Genomic DNA, 14,565 nt, shown 5'->3' on the forward strand with positions numbered 1-14,565 from the left:
CTTTGACAAATTGTCACTTCCATCCCATCAAAATCAGATTAGTACCCCATATTTTTAAAATTAGTACTGCGGGTAATATTTTTTAACATTCATATAGACAGCAAAAATAGGAGAACAGCATCAATCTGTCAGACACCACTTATTCGTTAATAAATTAAAATCAAGCCAAAGCTTATTAAACTTACAGAGAACTTCCGTGTCTATCTTTTCGTATTTAATATCAGATAAGATAAAACAAAAGTTATGAAATCGGGAAGGTATTTTTTAATTCTGTTTTTAATTCTGTTGACTATGCCTGCATATGCACAAAAAGGTGTAGACATCACCGGAACGGTGATTGAGGAGGGGACCAATGAACCGATCGAACAGGCAACGGTCCGTTTGTTAAGCGTCAAAGACAGTTCTATGATCGGAGGTGTCGCCACATCACGCAACGGAGGTTTCGTACTCAAGAACATTAAAAACGGCAGCTACTTGCTGCACGTATCATTTGTCGGATTCGATCCGCTCTACCAGCCCCTGCGCATCACGGGAAAAAACAATCCTGTCAAATTAGGTAAACTTGCACTTGCCGACGGAGCGATCCTATTGGGCGAAGCTGTCGTGATCGGGAAAGCACCGGAAGTAACCGTACGCAACGATACGATGGAGTACAACGCCGATTCCTACAAGACTACAGAAGGTTCCATGTTGGAAGATTTGCTGAAAAAGATGCCCGGTGTGGAAGTGGACAGCGAAGGGAAAATTACCGTCAACGGGAAAGAGATCAAAAAGGTGTTGATCGACGGAAAAGAGTTCTTTTCCGATGACCCTAAGGTGGCCTCCAAGAACCTGCCATCCAAAATGATTGACAAAGTACAGGTGTTGGACAAGCTGAGCGATATGGCCAAGATGACCGGATTCGACGACGGAGAAGAGGAAACCGTCATCAACCTAACCGTCAAGCCCGGCATGAAACAAGGCTGGTTCGGAAACGCTTTTGCCGGTTACGGTAGCGAAGACCGGTACGAAGGAAACTTCATGGTGAACCGTTTTATCAACAACGATCAGCTGACTTTGATGGGAGGAATCAACAACACGAATAATATGGGATTCTCGGACCTTGCCTCCAGTATGTTCTCAGGGATGGGCGGACCACGTGGACGCCGGGGCGGAGGAGCCGGCAACGGGATCACGACATCCGGCAATATCGGTCTGAATTTCAGTAAGGAGTTTAACCCGAAGTTGACGGTCGGAGGCAACCTCCGTTATTCCCATTCCGACAACGACGCAATCAGCAAAAGCAACCGGCAGAATATACTACCGGGTGACAGCACCTCTTTCTACAACGAGAATAACAATAGCAACACACGCAGCGACAATGTAGCCGCCGACCTTCGCATGGAATGGAAACCGGACTCGCTCACCCAGATCATCTTCCGTCCGAGTTTCAGCTATAGCGACAGCCATAGTCGCGAAGGGAGCACTTTCAACACACTGAGCGGAAACCGCGACACGGTCAACATAGGCGAATCCGAATATCTTTCCGACGGAAGCGGATATAACCTTAACGCCCGCCTGGAATTCAGCCGTAAGCTAAACAGCGAAGGACGTGTTTTCAGCGGATCTCTGTCGGGAGGACTAAGCGATTCCTACAATAAAGGGCTGAACTATTCGAACACCGAGTATCTGATGATGGCGGAGGGGATGGACAACGAACTGGTGGACCAACGCTTCCGCTACGACAACAAAGGGTTTAACTACCGGGCTTATCTATCCTGGGTAGAACCGATCGGCCACAACAACTTCATCCAGGCAACCTACAGCATCCGGCAAAACAAACAGGAATCTCTGAAAAACTCTTACACTCGCGAAGAGGGAAGCGAAGATTACAATGTCTTAGACACAGCCTACAGCAAGAGCTACCGCAACAATTTCATCAACCAGCAGGTCAGCCTCGCCTTCAAAGCCGTCCGAGCCAAATATGATTACACGGTCGGTTTGACGGTAGACCCGTCTCATAGTACGAGCGAGAACTTCGTGGGTGACACGGTTCTCTCCAAGTTGTCGCGCAATGTGGTGAACCTTTCACCGATGGTCCGCTTCAACTATAAATTCAACAAGCGGACAAACCTCCGCATCAATTATCGCGGACGTACCAGCCAGCCCAGCATGACGCAACTGCAACCCGTAGCCGACATCTCCGACCCGTTGAATACGACAATGGGTAACCCAGATTTGAAACCGACCTACACAAACAACCTGTTCATCCGTTTCCAGAAATTCGTGCCCGAAAAGCAAACGGCCCTGATGGTGATGGCGAATCTCAACTACGTGATCAACGATATCGTCAACAAGTCCGTCTATGTCGGCAATACAGGTAAGAAGATGACGACCTACGACAATGTAAACGGGAACTACAACGGAAACATCCGCGTCCTGTTCAACACACCGCTCAAAAACCGGAAGTTCTCGATCAACTCCATGACAATGGCCTCTTATGCCAACAGCAACGGGTTCATCAACGATGAGAAAAACACAAACAAAAATCTGGTTTTAATGGAACGTGCCGGAATCGATTTCCGCTCCGACTATCTGGACCTCGGGCTCAACGGCAACATCCGTTACAACGGGACACAGAACTCACTTCAAGGACAAACCGACCTGAACGCATTCAATTACGGTGTAGGCGGAACGACAACGATCTATCTCCCACTCGATTTCAAAGTGGAAAGCGATATCAACTGGTCCACCAACTCCGGTTATTCGGATGGTTTCAAGCAAAACGAAGTGCTATGGAACGCCGCCGCCTCCAAGTCATTCCTGAAAGGGAAACAGGCTACACTCCGTTTTAAGATATACGACATACTGAAACAACGCAGCAATATCTCCCGTAGTGTGACTGCCAGCTATACACAAGATTCCGAATACAATACCTTGGGTAGCTACTTTATGGTGCATTTCATCTACCGTTTCAGCATCTTTAAAGGAGGAGCCAGCATGAACGATGTGCAGGGACCGGGCGGAAGAGGGCCGAGACATGGTGGTCCGATGGGCCCGCCTCCGGGTGGAAGATTTTGATGATTTATCTGTTACTTTTCTTTCAAGAGAAAAGTAACAGATAGAGCCTTTTGATCAACGAAGGTTCCAATATAGCCGGATAAATCAAACCGTAAAGTGCTCCATAAAAGTGGGCATTATGATTAATATTATCTCCCGCCTTTTTCGCCATATACTGGCAATAGGCCAAGTAGATCACACCAAAAATAATTCCCGGAATCGGCAGTACGGCAAAAAACAGAATTTTTCCCCACGGGTCCAAAAAGATGGAAGTGAACAAGACAGCCGACACAGCACCAGAAGCGCCTATCGACACATAATAGGGATCATTGCGACGACGGGCCAGATCATAAAGGGAAGCAGCAACCATCCCACCAAAATACAATCCTAAATAGCCGCCTGTACCCAACCCCAAATAGCCGAAAGCACTCTCCATATATGTCCCGAACGACCAGAAGGTGAACATATTCACAAGCAGGTGCGTCATGTCGGCATGCACAAAACCATGCGTAATCAACCGGTACCATTCATTATTATGAACGGTACGATACGGTATGAATGCTAACTTCCGGAACAACTCATGGTCGCCGAAACAGATATAGGACACGACAACCGTGATCCCGATAATAACATAAGTAATCATGATCTATTCTATATTTAATGCGTCAAATGTAGTAAAGATTGAACAATGTATTCCTTATATGTTTATAAAAACAAAGCTTTTACATTTGCAATTTCCGCATTAGCTTTCTATCTTTACGAATTGCAACATACTGACAGATACAAAAAGCACCCGGAATGCTGGCACTCGTACACATACATATACAATGGATAGTGGGTATAATATTCATCATATTATACTGCGTCACCATTCTTGGGTTAGTACTGGTTATCATCACAGAGAATAGGAATCCGTTGAAAACGATTCCCTGGGTGATCGTGTTGCTCCTTGCTCCCGGTATCGGGCTCCTGTTCTATTTCTTCTTCGGACAGGATAACCGGAAGCAACGGATTATCTCCCGGCGCACCTATAAGCGCATCATGAAGCGGCCGCAGGAAGGGAAACTCCCGCAAGATGCCTGCTCCGTTCCAGCTCCCTATCAGCCATTGGTCACACTGTTGACAAACAGCAACCAGTCCTCCCTGCTCTATGGAAGCGACATCACGATCTATACGAACGGGGCAGACAAGTTTCACGACCTTTTACAAGAGATTGCGGGGGCAACCCATCATATACACATCCAATATTATATCTTCTGCGACGACGAAATTGGTAATAAGGTCAAAGAACTGTTGATCGAAAAAGCCAAAGAAGGAGTCGAAGTCCGTGTTCTTTACGACGATGTAGGTTGCTGGAACGTGAAAGACAAGTTCTTCAAGGAAATGTCGGATGCCGGTATCGAGGTCAACGCCTTCCTGAAAGTAGCGTTCCCGGTCTTCACCAGCAAAGTAAACTACCGGAACCACCGGAAAATCGTTGTCATAGACGGTAAAGTCGGCTTTATGGGCGGCATGAACATTGCAGACCGCTACACGAAAGGAACCAGTTGGGGGACATGGAGGGACACGCATTTCAAGATTATCGGAAAAGGTGTACATGGTTTGCAGGCGGCTTTCCTGATCGATTGGTACGTGGTCAGCAAGAAACTCCTGAACGACAAGATTTACTATCCACCGCTTCCGGTCTATTCGGACGATAATATCATGCAGATCTGCACCAGCGGCCCCGTCGGACAGTGGCGCACGCTCTTGCAGGCGGCCATCTTCACGGTTGCCAATGCCAAGAAATATGTATTTATCCAGACCCCTTATTTCCTTCCGACCGAAGGGCTGAACCAGGCTTTGCAGATAGCAGCTTTGGGAGGTGTCGACGTACGGCTGATGCTCCCAAAGCGTTCGGACACGCGTACGGCAAACATGGCGACTCACTCTTTCATTGATGAGATGGTAAAAGCAGGCGTCAAAGTCTATTTCTATAAACCGGGATTCCTACATTCTAAACTGATGGTGGCAGACGACGAACTGACCTGCATCGGTTCCGCCAATATGGACTTCCGCAGTTTCGAGCATAATTTCGAGATCAACGCCTTTGTTTACCAACCTTCGTTTGCCTTACAGATGAAGAAGGTATTCCTGCACGACATGCATAGTTGCGAAAGACTGGTTCCATCACGCTGGCTGAAGCGTCCGATCAAACAACGCATAGCCGAATCGTTTATGCGTCTGTTTTCTCCTCTTCTTTAATATCTTCTTTGATAAAGATAGAAAAATTCACCGAACCGTAGACGCGGTGCTGATAAAAATAGGGTAACCCGGAGAAATCATTTGTCTTCGGATGTTCCATCACGAAGATTCCCCCGTCTCGCAGCAGATCACGTTCGAAGACAAGTTCCGGCACTTCGGGTAATTCTTTCAGAGCATAAGGAGGATCGGCAAAGATGAAATCGAAATGCCGGGCCGGAGCCGAATGGAGATAACGGAAGACATCGCCGCGAATCAGCGTCAGCGAATCCGTTTTCAACTCTTTGGCTACTTTGGCGATAAAAGAAGCATGCGCATTATTCTTTTCGACGGCTGTCACGCTCCGGCACTCACGTGAAAGCAGTTCGAAAGAGATACTTCCCGTCCCGGCAAACAAGTCGAGTGCGTCCAACCCTTCAAGGTCGATATGGTTGGAGATCACATTAAAGATATTTTCCTTCGCAAAATCCGTCGTCGGACGGGCACTGAAGGTAGACGGGACATCAAAACGGCGCCGTCCGTATATTCCACTTATAATTCGCATAAAGATAAAGCTATAAGATCCAGCGGAGCCTGCAACACCTCCGGCCCCATCAGATAGGCTTCGGAAGGGATCTCCTGCGGATCGATGTATTGTAAATAATTCCGCAACGTATTCGTTATTTCACTCCGCAAAGGCACATCGCCGAAAAGACGCAACTGGTCTTTCTGTTGATCCATTCCAGTCTGCTTCCATACATATAATATATAATACAAGATATCGTCCGCATGTTCATACTCGAACGAGTTCACGAAAAGCAGGTTCCCCTGTGCATAGCACGCCACATCCATTCTCCGGCGATGCAGCACGACATATAGCTGGCGAGGCAAGCGGGCACGGCTCTGCTTCTTCCACAACGAAAGCAGCGGACTGACATGATGGACAAAACGGGGATTGACCAGCGAACGGGAACAAAACTCATATACTTCTTCATCCACCCCGAATACCAGTTCTGCCGGTTCGTCTTTCAGTTCATTGCTCAGGCAACGTCCTTCGGGAGACGAGAATGTGAACGCCAGCAGCTCCGCTTTCTGCTTTTCCTGAAAAACTTCTTTCGGCACAAGCGTATATTGGGGAGTGACACAAACCACATTGACCTGTTTGTAGAACCAGGTCAGGAAATCGTTTTCAAAGAAACATTCTTTCAGGGAAGAGACATAAGGCTTTGTCCGGTCGAATTCGATGTCTCTATAAAAGAAACTCTCATTTACCGAAGGACTGTATGCGGAAAAAGAAAGTCCACCCGACCGAAGCCGGATGGACATTATATAATTTTCCGAATAATCAGCTGTTAACTTATCAGACAGATTAATAGCCATAGGCAATCATTAATCTTCCCAGTTACCTGCGTTGTTATTGATTTCTTCGATAGAACCTACGCGCAGACCCTGATATTTGTTCATCTTTTCGGCCTTATCCTTCAAGTTGTAAACCAACTGTTTGTCCAAATCGCCCAGATAGTCGTCATACAGAACACCGCACTGGAATACTTTTACAGTATAACCGGAACCGGAAGTAAGAGTAGCCGTATCCATAGAGAACTGCACGTTCGCACCCGGTACATTGCGCATATCATCTACATTATAACCACTACCGAACAATGTGTCCACAGCTGTCACCCAAACAGTATCACGTCTGATCAAACCTTTCTTAACGGCTTCCTGTTCAGTCATACCCTTTTCGAGCTGTTCGTCCGTCAATACACCTTCCTTGATAAGGAACGGCAATTTTTCATCTTTTAAAAACTTACTCAGTTCATCAAAATTGGCTGCATGTACCTTGTGGATGTTCTTGTATTCGATCTGTGCTTTACGAATATCGATCAAACGAGCTTTGATCAAATTTTCACGTTGTTCTCTCGTCTTATCGAATTCGATCGGACCCATAACACTTCTGTAACACATGTACGCAAGCAGTACTACTGCCACAGCCAATAAAATCTTTAATGTAACTTTCATGGTTTATATTGTTTTTTGAATTTATTTCGTTCGGCAAATTTAAAAAAGAATATTTAATACACTACCTTTATCGCGAAAATTATTGCGATCAAAATGATAAATAGTTATTTAAGCCGCCAAATTACACAAAATTTCCCATATAATCCGACCGAAGACCAGGTTTTAGCGTTAAATGTCCTATCCGATTTCCTTCTTTCGAAAGAACCGGATTCGCTTTTATTACTCAAAGGATATGCTGGAACCGGTAAAACTTCTTTGGTCGGAGCCCTGGTGAAGACGATGGCGGAGCTAAAACAGAAAAGCATCCTGCTCGCCCCAACCGGACGGGCGGCAAAGGTATTTTCCGGCTATGCCGAACAGAAAGCGTTTACGATACACAAAAAGATCTATCGTCAGAAAGCCTTTTCAAACGAACCGACAGGTTTTCATCCGGCTGACAACTTGCATAAAGACACACTATTTATTGTAGACGAAGCCTCCATGATAGCCAATGAGGGATTGGACTCGTTTGTTTTTGGCACCGGACGCCTGTTGGACGACCTGATCCAGTATGTCTATTCCGGCGAAAACTGCCGCCTGATCCTAATGGGCGATGTGGCACAGTTACCTCCCGTCATGCAAATCGAAAGCCCCGCCCTCAACCCGGAAATCCTGCGGGGATATAATTTACAGGTACAGGAAATCACCCTCACCCAGGTTGTCCGCCAAAGCGAAGACTCCGGGATCTTGTTCAATGCAACCCGCCTTCGGGACGCCTTGCGGAACGAAACGGTCGAGATTTTCCCCAAACTAAAGCTGAAAGGCTTCACCGATTTCAGAAAGGTAAACGGAGACGAACTGATCGAAGAAATATCTTCGGCTTACAGTCGGGACGGAATCGAAGAGACCATGATTATTTCTCGCTCTAATAAGCGGGCTACCCTATATAATAATGGTATCCGCAATCGCATCCTGTACCGGGAAGAAGAACTTTCGTCCGGCGACCGGCTGATGATTGCCAAGAATAACTATTTCTGGACAGCCGACAACAAGGAGATGGACTTCATCGCAAACGGCGAGATCATACAGGTGCTGCGTGTACGAAGAACTTACGAACTCTACGGTTTCCGTTTTGCCGACGTATCGGTCCGTTTCCAGGACTACGATCTTGAAATGGATGTCAAGATTCTCCTCGACACCTTGCAGACAGATGCCCCCGCACTGCCCAAAGAGCTTAATGACAAGCTCTTCTATACCATCCTCGAAGATTACGACGATGTCCCGACAAAGGCGGGAAAGATGAAAAAGATGAAAGCTGATCCCCACTACAACGTCCTGCAAGTCAAATTCGCCTATGCCATCACCTGCCACAAAGCGCAGGGCGGCCAATGGATGAATGTATTTCTGGATATCGGCTATATTACGGAAGAAATGCTTGGGGAAGATTTCTATCGCTGGCTTTACACCGCCTTTACGCGTGCAACCCACCGGCTCTATCTGGTGAATTTGCCGGAGGAGTTCGAAGAGTAACAGTCGGCCGTATTGACACCCCTTTTACTTTTTAGACTGATAGCAGTCAACTAAATTCATTAAACTACAGGTATCTATAACTATTACTACCACTCTTTTACTTTTCGCCCTTAGTCGAAAAGGTTTTTGACAAGTGTCGAAAGAGCTTTTGACCAAGGGCGAAAGGGTATTCGACCAAGGCCAAAAGCTCTATGATTAGGCTGTTTGACAACAGAGGCATGGCTATTGTCACTTAAATAGAACCTTCCGAGGACGACTTGATCCCTGACAATGGAATATTTTGATGTGGTTGTCCTAACTTCACAACGAAAGGAATAACAATATTTCATATAATAAATACGTTACATATATAAGAAATGCCTATTTTTGTTGCAATATAAACGAAAACTTGCTTGCAGGTTTTCATGAATGGTAAAAGGAATGGCGAATAAAGAAAAAATAGATTATCTGCTCCTGGATATCCGGGAGCTTGAAACGTTGGTTGCCGGCATGCGGGATGCAGAAGTGTATCCGGTGTCTTTTTTCGGCCAGACTTTCGACCTCACCCATAAGATTCTGAAGGATCTGCATGCTCTGGAAACGGCTCAGATCGAAATGCTACGCAAACAGATGGAAGAACATCAGGCGTTGATTCAGTCTATTCCCCCATCGGTCGCCACCTCGGTACAGACGGTACGGGCAGAAACAAAGCCAGTCACCCAAGAACCGGAAACCGAACGGGCCGTAACGGAAGAAACCGCAAAAGAGGTCCCCTTGGAGGAAAAGCCCGAAGAAGAACCGGTGATTGTTCAACCGGCCCCCATAATGACTCCCGCAGAGGAAATCAGACAGGGACTTCCCACAGAGAAGGAATCCCCGGCCCAACCGGAGTCAAATCCTGTTGAAGAATCGGAGGCTCCCGTTGTGGAAACGCCCGAAAAAGTGATCCCCGCAGAACGTCCCGGATTATTCCTCAACGACCTGTTGGAGAAGAAAAATCTTTCGGACTTCCGTAAGGCATTCAGCCTGAATGACCGCTTCCGTTTCCGCCGCGAATTATTCGGAGGGGATGAGGCACGGATGAACAAAGCAATCAACGACCTGAACGATCTTCATTCATACGAAGAGTCGGTCACCTATTTGAATAACGAATTAAAATGGAATATAGAAGATGAAGCGGTAGCAGACTTTATCAAGCTGCTTGAAAAACGCTTCCTCTAAGCAATGGACAATTGACAGTGGACAATTGACAATGTATTTGTCTTTGTCTTTTTAATTGTCAATTGTCAATTATCAATTGTCAATTAAAAAGTGCTATGGCAAAATTAACAGTAGTACCCACTCCCGTCGGAAATCTGGAAGACATGACGTTCCGGGCAATCCGCGTGCTGAAAGAGGCCGATCTCATTCTGGCGGAAGACACGCGTACTACCGGTATCCTACTCAAACATTTCGAGATACAAAACAGAATGCAGTCGCACCATAAGTTCAACGAGCATAAAACAGTCGAACAAGTGGCTACCCGTATCAAGGCAGGCGAAAACATTGCGTTGGTGTCGGATGCCGGTACGCCCGCAATATCCGATCCCGGATTCATGTTAGTGCGTGAATGTGTACGCCAAGGAGTAGAAGTGGAATGTCTGCCGGGAGCCACAGCTTTCGTCCCGGCATTAGTTGCTTCAGGATTGCCTAACGAGAAATTTTGTTTTGAAGGCTTTCTTCCCCAGAAGAAGGGCAGACAGACGCGCCTGAAAGAACTCTCGACGGAGTATCGCACTATCATTTTCTATGAGTCGCCTTTCCGGCTGGTCAAAACATTGACTCAATTAGCCGAGTTTTTCGGGAATGACCGCCCGGTTTCCGTTTCACGTGAAATATCGAAGATACACGAAGAAACCGTACGCGGCACGCTGGAAGAAGTGATCGCCCATTTCACCGTGAACGAACCAAAAGGTGAAATTGTTATCGTATTAGCAGGCTTAAAAGATAAAAAGGACAAAGAGACAGAGACAGGAACAGAAGTTTAACGTAACAACAGAAAGAACATGAAGAAAGTATTAATTGCAACAACGATTTGCACAGCCATGCTGGCCTCCTGCGGACAGAATTCAGCAGAATATAAGAAGCTGAAAGCAGAAAACGACTCTCTGAGAATCGAAAACACTAAAAGCAATGCCGAGATGGATGAAATTCTCGGTACCCTCAATGACGTAGAGGCTGATATCCAGTCTATCCGTGATGCAGAAAATTATCTCAACATACAGCAGCAAAAAGGAGATCTGAATAAGAGTAGCCGCGAACAGATCAAAGAAAATATGCAGTTGATCAGCGAAACACTGAAAAAGAACAAACAGCAGATCAGCGAACTGGAAGAGAAACTGAAAAAGAGCGGAATCCAGTCTTCCGCCTTGCGAAAAACAATCAGCCGCCTTTCTTCCGAACTTGACCAGAAAGCCAATATGATTGTCACGCTACAGGAAGATCTGGCTAAGAAGAATGTTCGCATCCAGGAATTGGATGAAATGGTTGCTTCTTTGAATGAAGACGTGGAAGACTTGTCAACTACGACTGCAGCCCAATCCGAAAAGTTGCAGGAACAGGACAAGAAACTTCATACTGCTTATTATTGCTTCGGTACGGCAAAAGAGCTGAAAGACCAGAAGATCCTTTCCGGAGGTGGCTTATTTGCTAAATCCAAAGTATTGCAGAGCGGCTTCAACAAAGATTATTTCATCTCTATCGATATCCGCGAAGTGAAGGAAATCCCATTGTTCGCAGGTAAAGCAAAACTGAAATCCAATCACCCGGAAGGTTCTTATGAATTTGTAAAGGACGAAGACGGCAATATGACATTGAAGATCACAGACGAAAAAGCATTCTGGAGCCTTGGCAAGTATTTGGTGATTGAAGTAGGATAATGAAATACAAAAGTCTTTTTATTGATTTGGACGATACCCTTTGGGACACGTACCATAATAATAAGGAATGCCTCGAAGAAGTATATACCGCTCACCACTTTGACCGGTATTATGCCTCCTTCGAGGCTTTCTTCGATATCTACTGGCCGCACAACAACCTGCTATGGGAACAGTACCGCAACAATGAAATAGACCGCCAGACATTGATCATCGAACGTTTTCGCCATATGCTCCGCCCTTTAGGGATAGAAGACACAAAATCGGTACTGGAGATCAACAACGACTTCCTGCAACGGACAACCCGTAAGACACGCTTGGTGCCAGGCGCAATCGAGCTATTGGAATACCTGCGTCCCTCCTATCGCATGTATATCCTATCCAACGGTTTCCGGGAAGTCCAGTTCAAAAAACTCAGCAATTCGGGCCTGGCCCCCTATTTCGAAAAGATGATCCTTTCCGAAGACGCCTGCATCCAGAAACCTCATAAAGGCATTTTCGATTTCGCCCTTAAAAACACCAACTCCCGCCGGAGCGAAAGCCTGATGATCGGCGACAGTTGGGAAGCGGATATCATCGGTGCCTATAACTCTAAAATCGACCAACTGTGGCTGAACCCGGAAGGACTGCCGACAAAAGGGTTTACACCGACTTACACGGTAGGAAACTTGGAGGAGATTAAACAGATCTTATGACTTACACCTAAAAGAAAAGGAACCGGAAAAGCCGTCTTCCGCCCTTTCCGATTCCTTCCCTCTCATCAGGATACTTCCTGTCAAAAATTATAATGGAAACCGATACTGATATTTTCCGTGTCGAAGTTCACACCTGCAAAATCAGAAGTTCCGTTATACGAATCGCTATAACCAAGAAATCCGACTTTAGTGACAAAAGATAGATGTTCCGTCGCTTTCAAAGAAAGTCCCGGACGCAATCCCAACCGGAAACCAGTATCACCGTCACCAGCGGCAATCCCAACCGTCCCATCGACAAACAACCCCACAATACCCGTCTTATAAAACGTGTAGCGAGCATACGGAGCAAACTGGAAACGGTTATAATTATCGTAATGCATATAACCGATTTCACCACCCACAGCCCATTGGTCAGTTAAGTGACATCCTACTTCCGGTGAAATCTGAAAAACAAACTCATCATCTGTACTACCGACTGTAAAACCGCCGCCGATATACACCTCCTGTGCACCAACCGAGCAAATCGCCATAAAGGCAATCATGCATGAAACAAATAACTTCTTCATTTTACTTTATATAAACTTGTAGATTATAAACCTTATCAGAACTCCGACGTGAAGTGGAACTTGATATCCGGGAAATCCTGTTGCGCCATCATCAGTACATAACCGGAATCGGCCAGATAGACATCGCGTCCCTCCTTATCGAGAGCCATATACTGGGCTTTACGGCGTTTGAAGTTTTCAAGAGCGGCAGTATTGTCGCTTTCTATCCAGCAAGCCTTATAGAGGCTGATCGGTTCCCACTTACACTGTGCACCATATTCGTGAAGTAAGCGGTACTGAATCACTTCGAACTGCAACTGTCCGACCGTACCGATAATCTTACGTCCGTTGAATTGGTTGGTAAAGAGCTGGGCGACACCTTCATCCATCAACTGTTCGATACCCTTGTTCAGCTGCTTGGCCTTCATCGGGTCGGCATTCTCGATATATTTGAACATTTCAGGAGAGAAGCTCGGTAATCCTTTAAAGTGAAGTTCTTCACCGGAGGTCAGTGTATCGCCGATCTTGAAGTTTCCGGTATCAGGCAAACCGATGATATCGCCGGCAAAAGCCTCGTCCACCACTTCCTTCTTCTGCGCCATGAAAGCTGTAGGACTGCTGAAACGCATCATCTTTCCGAAACGGACATGCTTGTAGTTGGCATTACGTTCGAAACGTCCGGAACAAATCTTCACGAAAGCAATACAACTGCGATGGTTAGGGTCCATATTGGCATGGATCTTGAAAACGAAGCCGGAGAAAGCATCCTCTTCTGGATCGACCACCCGTTCCACAGCCGATACAGGACGGGGAGAAGGAGCGATATTGATAAAGCAATCCAGCAACTCTTTCACCCCGAAGTTATTCAAGGCAGAACCAAAAAACACGGGAGCAATATCTCCTTTCAGATAAGTATCGACATCGAATTCAGGATAAACCCCTTCTATCAGTTCGATATCGGAACGGAGCTTTTCTGCCTGTCCGGCATCGATATAGTTTTCAAGTTCCGGGCTGTTGATATCCTTAAATTCCACATTCTCCGTCACATATTGCTTGCTCGGAGTATAGAGATTCAGTTTCTGTTCATATATATTATAGACGCCACGGAACCGCTGTCCCATGTCGATCGGCCAGCTCAGCGGGCGCACATTGATATGCAGCTCCTCTTCGATCTCGTCCAGCAAGTCGAACGGGTCCTTACCGTCGCGGTCCATCTTATTGACAAACACGATCACGGGAGTCTTACGCATACGGCAGACTTCCATCAACTTACGGGTCTGGGCTTCCACACCTTTTGCGGTATCGATCACGATAATAACGCTATCCACAGCCGTCAGCGTACGGAACGTATCTTCGGCGAAGTCCTGGTGGCCAGGAGTATCGAGGATATTGATTTTATGACCGGAATAGTCGAAAGCCATCACGGAGGTTGCGACGGAGATTCCACGCTGCTTTTCAATTTCCATCCAGTCGGAGGTAGCTGTCTTCTTGATCTTGTTAGACTTTACGGCACCTGCCACATGAATGGCCCCCCCAAAGAGCAACAGTTTTTCGGTAAGGGTCGTCTTACCGGCATCCGGGTGGCTGATAATAGCAAACGTTCTTCTTCTTTCAATCTCTTCTGAATACTGACTCATTGTTATT

At 46.3% G+C, this 14,565-nt stretch carries 13 protein-coding genes; 7 read left to right on the forward strand and 6 right to left on the reverse strand.

Annotated features, from left to right (window positions below; translation table 11 throughout):
• Positions 1–243 precede the first annotated feature (243 nt).
• Positions 244–3,060 carry an outer membrane beta-barrel protein gene (locus tag NQ564_RS13330; protein ID WP_129650174.1) on the forward strand — a complete coding sequence of 939 codons (2,817 nt, stop codon included), beginning with the start codon at positions 244–246 and terminating at the stop codon, positions 3,058–3,060.
• A gap of 22 nt (positions 3,061–3,082) precedes the next feature.
• Here NQ564_RS13330 and NQ564_RS13335 read toward each other — a convergent pair whose 3' ends face one another.
• On the reverse strand, positions 3,083–3,682 hold the full coding sequence (locus NQ564_RS13335) for a rhomboid family intramembrane serine protease (RefSeq protein ID WP_021863100.1): 600 nt from the start codon (positions 3,680–3,682) through the stop codon (positions 3,083–3,085).
• 155 nt (positions 3,683–3,837) lie between these two features.
• Here NQ564_RS13335 and cls point away from each other — a divergent pair, with 155 nt between their 5' ends.
• Positions 3,838–5,283 carry a cardiolipin synthase gene (cls, locus tag NQ564_RS13340; protein ID WP_008145931.1) on the forward strand — a complete coding sequence of 482 codons (1,446 nt, stop codon included), beginning with the start codon at positions 3,838–3,840 and terminating at the stop codon, positions 5,281–5,283.
• Here the strand turns inward: cls and rsmD are convergent.
• The 3 genes from rsmD to NQ564_RS13355 are packed head-to-tail and all read right to left on the reverse strand — an operon-like array spanning position 5,255 to position 7,278.
• Positions 5,255–5,824: a 16S rRNA (guanine(966)-N(2))-methyltransferase RsmD gene (gene rsmD, locus NQ564_RS13345; RefSeq protein WP_008145933.1), complete on the reverse strand. Its 570-nt coding sequence runs from the start codon at positions 5,822–5,824 to the stop codon at positions 5,255–5,257. The genes cls and rsmD overlap by 29 nt on opposite strands.
• Positions 5,812–6,639: a DUF3822 family protein gene (locus NQ564_RS13350; RefSeq protein WP_008145935.1), complete on the reverse strand. Its 828-nt coding sequence runs from the start codon at positions 6,637–6,639 to the stop codon at positions 5,812–5,814. Before NQ564_RS13350 ends, rsmD begins: the two co-directional genes overlap by 13 nt.
• A 9-nt stretch (positions 6,640–6,648) precedes the next feature.
• The gene (locus tag NQ564_RS13355) at positions 6,649–7,278 is read right to left on the reverse strand and encodes a hypothetical protein (protein ID WP_008145936.1); all 630 of its coding nucleotides are present in this window, start codon (positions 7,276–7,278) and stop codon (positions 6,649–6,651) included.
• Between the two features lie 93 nt (positions 7,279–7,371).
• On the opposite strand from NQ564_RS13355, the gene NQ564_RS13360 reads away from it, so the two are divergent.
• The 5 genes from NQ564_RS13360 to NQ564_RS13380 all read left to right on the forward strand — a co-directional run bounded on the left by NQ564_RS13360 (position 7,372) and on the right by NQ564_RS13380 (position 12,376).
• Positions 7,372–8,787, forward strand: coding sequence for an ATP-dependent DNA helicase (locus NQ564_RS13360; protein ID WP_008145938.1), 1,416 nt, complete (start codon positions 7,372–7,374; stop codon positions 8,785–8,787).
• Between the two features lie 420 nt (positions 8,788–9,207).
• Entirely contained in the window at positions 9,208–9,987 is a 780-nt protein-coding gene (locus NQ564_RS13365) for a hypothetical protein (protein ID WP_039848015.1), read from the forward strand.
• A 95-nt stretch (positions 9,988–10,082) separates the two neighbouring features.
• On the forward strand, positions 10,083–10,793 hold the full coding sequence (gene rsmI / locus NQ564_RS13370) for a 16S rRNA (cytidine(1402)-2'-O)-methyltransferase (protein WP_008145941.1): 711 nt from the start codon (positions 10,083–10,085) through the stop codon (positions 10,791–10,793).
• A gap of 18 nt (positions 10,794–10,811) precedes the next feature.
• A complete protein-coding gene (locus NQ564_RS13375) occupies positions 10,812–11,684 on the forward strand; it encodes a Cbp1 family collagen-binding glycoprotein adhesin (RefSeq protein WP_008145943.1) in 873 nt (290 codons plus the stop codon).
• Positions 11,684–12,376, forward strand: coding sequence for a YjjG family noncanonical pyrimidine nucleotidase (locus NQ564_RS13380; RefSeq protein ID WP_008145945.1), 693 nt, complete (start codon positions 11,684–11,686; stop codon positions 12,374–12,376). Before NQ564_RS13375 ends, NQ564_RS13380 begins: the two co-directional genes overlap by 1 nt.
• Positions 12,377–12,456: 80 nt before the next feature.
• Here the strand turns inward: NQ564_RS13380 and NQ564_RS13385 are convergent, their stop codons facing one another.
• Positions 12,457–12,942, reverse strand: a complete 486-nt coding sequence (locus NQ564_RS13385; RefSeq protein ID WP_008145948.1) for an outer membrane beta-barrel protein — start codon at positions 12,940–12,942, stop codon at positions 12,457–12,459.
• 35 nt (positions 12,943–12,977) lie between these two features.
• Positions 12,978–14,558 carry a peptide chain release factor 3 gene (locus NQ564_RS13390; protein WP_008156819.1) on the reverse strand — a complete coding sequence of 527 codons (1,581 nt, stop codon included), beginning with the start codon at positions 14,556–14,558 and terminating at the stop codon, positions 12,978–12,980.
• Positions 14,559–14,565 lie beyond the last annotated feature (7 nt).

The sequence above is a fragment of the Parabacteroides johnsonii DSM 18315 genome (assembly GCF_025151045.1).
GTDB classification, from domain to species: Bacteria; Bacteroidota; Bacteroidia; order Bacteroidales; family Tannerellaceae; genus Parabacteroides; species Parabacteroides johnsonii.

Excerpts from the sequence above, each read along its gene's own strand:
- NQ564_RS13330 (WP_129650174.1), top strand. The coding sequence starts at position 244 with ATGAAATCGGGAAGGTATTTTTTAATTCTGTTTTTAATTCTGTTGACT.
- NQ564_RS13335 (WP_021863100.1), bottom strand. The coding sequence starts at position 3,682 with ATGATTACTTATGTTATTATCGGGATCACGGTTGTCGTGTCCTATATC.
- cls (WP_008145931.1), top strand. The coding sequence starts at position 3,838 with ATGCTGGCACTCGTACACATACATATACAATGGATAGTGGGTATAATA.
- rsmD (WP_008145933.1), bottom strand. The coding sequence starts at position 5,824 with ATGCGAATTATAAGTGGAATATACGGACGGCGCCGTTTTGATGTCCCG.
- NQ564_RS13350 (WP_008145935.1), bottom strand. The coding sequence starts at position 6,639 with ATGGCTATTAATCTGTCTGATAAGTTAACAGCTGATTATTCGGAAAAT.
- NQ564_RS13355 (WP_008145936.1), bottom strand. The coding sequence starts at position 7,278 with ATGAAAGTTACATTAAAGATTTTATTGGCTGTGGCAGTAGTACTGCTT.
- NQ564_RS13360 (WP_008145938.1), top strand. The coding sequence starts at position 7,372 with ATGATAAATAGTTATTTAAGCCGCCAAATTACACAAAATTTCCCATAT.
- NQ564_RS13365 (WP_039848015.1), top strand. The coding sequence starts at position 9,208 with ATGGCGAATAAAGAAAAAATAGATTATCTGCTCCTGGATATCCGGGAG.
- rsmI (WP_008145941.1), top strand. The coding sequence starts at position 10,083 with ATGGCAAAATTAACAGTAGTACCCACTCCCGTCGGAAATCTGGAAGAC.
- NQ564_RS13375 (WP_008145943.1), top strand. The coding sequence starts at position 10,812 with ATGAAGAAAGTATTAATTGCAACAACGATTTGCACAGCCATGCTGGCC.
- NQ564_RS13380 (WP_008145945.1), top strand. The coding sequence starts at position 11,684 with ATGAAATACAAAAGTCTTTTTATTGATTTGGACGATACCCTTTGGGAC.
- NQ564_RS13385 (WP_008145948.1), bottom strand. The coding sequence starts at position 12,942 with ATGAAGAAGTTATTTGTTTCATGCATGATTGCCTTTATGGCGATTTGC.
- NQ564_RS13390 (WP_008156819.1), bottom strand. The coding sequence starts at position 14,558 with ATGAGTCAGTATTCAGAAGAGATTGAAAGAAGAAGAACGTTTGCTATT.